Origin of the sequence: Propylenella binzhouense (assembly GCF_009866965.1) — a bacterium.
GTDB classification, from domain to species: Bacteria; Pseudomonadota; Alphaproteobacteria; order Rhizobiales; family Afifellaceae; genus Propylenella; species Propylenella binzhouense.
This window is the reverse complement of record NZ_SPKJ01000157.1, coordinates 1-2,500: the sequence shown is the minus strand read 5'-3', so window position 1 is coordinate 2,500 and position 2,500 is coordinate 1. Positions and strand designations below refer to the sequence as shown.

Genomic DNA, 2,500 nt, shown 5'->3' with positions numbered 1-2,500 from the left:
GGAGAGGGAAACAACCCTGACCGCCAGCTAAGGTCCCCAAGTCACGGCTAAGTGGGAAAGGATGTGAGAACCCCAAAACAACCAGGATGTTGGCTTAGAAGCAGCCATCATTTAAAGAAAGCGTAACAGCTCACTGGTCTAGTCAAGGGTTCTTGCGCCGACAATGTAACGGGGCTGAAGCCGTGCACCGAAGCTGCGGGTTCGACCATTGGTCGAGCGGTAGCGGAGCGTTCCGTAGGCCTGCGAAGCGGTAGCCGTGAGGCGCCGTGGAGGTATCGGAAGTGCGAATGCTGACATGAGTAACGACAAACAGTGTGAGAGACACTGTCGCCGAAAGTCCAAGGGTTCCTGCGCAATGCTAATCAGCGCAGGGTTAGCCGGCCCCTAAGGCGAGGCCGAAAGGCGTAGTCGATGGGAACCACGTCAACAATCGTGGGCCTCGAGGTGGTGACGAATGCCGTAGATTGTCCGCCCTGATCGGATTGGGCGGGCGGTGAAGGCGTTCCGGGAAATAGCCCCTCGATACAGACCGTACCCGAAACCGACACAGGTGGACTGGTAGAGCATACCAAGGCGCTTGAGAGAACGATGCTGAAGGAACTCGGCAAATTGCTCCCGTAAGTTCGCGAGAAGGGAGCCCGGTTCGTGGGCAACCATGGGCCGGGGGCACAGACCAGGGGGTGGCGACTGTTTAGCAAAAACACAGGGCTCTGCGAAGCCAAACGGCGACGTATAGGGTCTGACGCCTGCCCGGTGCCGGAAGGTTAAGAGGAGGGGTGCAAGCTCTGAATCGAAGCCCCGGTAAACGGCGGCCGTAACTATAACGGTCCTAAGGTAGCGAAATTCCTTGTCGGGTAAGTTCCGACCTGCACGAATGGCGTAACGACTTCCCCGCTGTCTCCAGCATCGACTCAGTGAAATTGAATTCCCCGTGAAGATGCGGGGTTCCTGCGGTCAGACGGAAAGACCCCGTGCACCTTTACTACAACTTCACACTGGCATTCGTGACGTCATGTGTAGGATAGGTGGTAGGCTTTGAAGCCCGGGCGCCAGCTCGGGTGGAGCCACCCTTGAAATACCACCCTTGAAGTCATGGATGTCTAACCGCGGCCCGTCATCCGGGTCCGGGACAGTGTGTGGTGGGTAGTTTGACTGGGGCGGTCGCCTCCCAAAGTGTAACGGAGGCGCGCGAAGGTGGGCTCAGAGCGGTCGGAAATCGCTCGTCGAGTGCAATGGCATAAGCCTGCCTGACTGCGAGACTGACAAGTCGAGCAGAGTCGAAAGACGGCCATAGTGATCCGGTGGTCCCGTGTGGAAGGGCCATCGCTCAACGGATAAAAGGTACGCCGGGGATAACAGGCTGATGATCTCCAAGAGTCCATATCGACGAGATCGTTTGGCACCTCGATGTCGACTCATCACATCCTGGGGCTGGAGCAGGTCCCAAGGGTTCGGCTGTTCGCCGATTAAAGTGGTACGTGAGTTGGGTTCAGAACGTCGCGAGACAGTTCGGTCCCTATCTGCCGTGGGTGTCGGAGAATTGAGAGGATCTGTCCCTAGTACGAGAGGACCGGGATGGACGCACCTCTGGTGGACCTGTTGTGGCGCCAGCCGCAGTGCAGGGTAGCTATGTGCGGACGGGATAACCGCTGAAGGCATCTAAGCGGGAAGCCCACCTCGAAACGAGTTCTCCCTATCAGAGCCGTGGAAGACCACCACGTTGATAGGAGGCATGTGGAAGCGCGGCAACGCGCGAAGCTGAGCCTTACTAATCGCTCGATCGGCTTGATCGCTCTCATTAATCCATGCCCGTCCGCGCGCCTGCGCGGCAGGGCGGTCCATGCCTGCCCCCTCGGCAGGCAGCACGCGGAAAGACCAGAAGCCGGCGCGTAAAGCCCGCTTGCAGGCCCCACTTTAGAACCCCGGGGCCCGCGGCGGAGCCGCGCGCCGCTGCTGCGCTTCGCCGGCCTGGTGGCCCTTGCGAGGGGCCCAGCACCCGATCCCATTCCGAACTCGGCCGTGAAATCCCTCAGCGCCAATGGTACTAAGCCTCAAGGCTTGGGAGAGTCGGTCGCCGCCAGGCCTGCCAAACGCAGAACCCGTCACACGAGACACGTCTTCTCGGCGCAGCCGGTGCCTATCCAGGGGCCGGCCGGTGCCGCATCCGTGGGCCGCAGCCGCCCGGCCGGACGCAAGCCGATCCCGGCATGCGGCCGGCAGCCGCCGCGGCCCGCAAGGGCAGCCCGCGCAAGGCCTTTCGACCGGCGCGCGCGCAGGATGGGGCGCCCGGGACGGCCGGAACCCGGCCCGCAGCTGCGGGACCCGGGGGGTACCAGACCGGGGGTGCCTGGGGGGAACGCCCCGGCCTATCGCACGCTTGGCCGCCGCAATGTCCGGCCGCCAAAATGCCCGGGCCGCCGCAGCGCCCGGAACACCGGAACATCAAAGCCTCTCGCGGGGTGGAGCAGCCCGGTAGCTCGTCAGGCTCATAACCTGAAGG

At 62.1% G+C, this 2,500-nt stretch carries 2 rRNA genes (1 of these 2 cut by a window edge); both read left to right on the top strand.

What is annotated here, in order from left to right:
• Positions 1-1,793 (top strand): 23S ribosomal RNA (locus E4O86_RS21975); it begins 1,018 nt to the left of the window's first position.
• Positions 1,794-1,967: 174 nt separating this feature from the next.
• A 5S ribosomal RNA gene (gene rrf / locus E4O86_RS21970) occupies positions 1,968-2,083 on the top strand.
• Positions 2,084-2,500 lie beyond the last annotated feature (417 nt).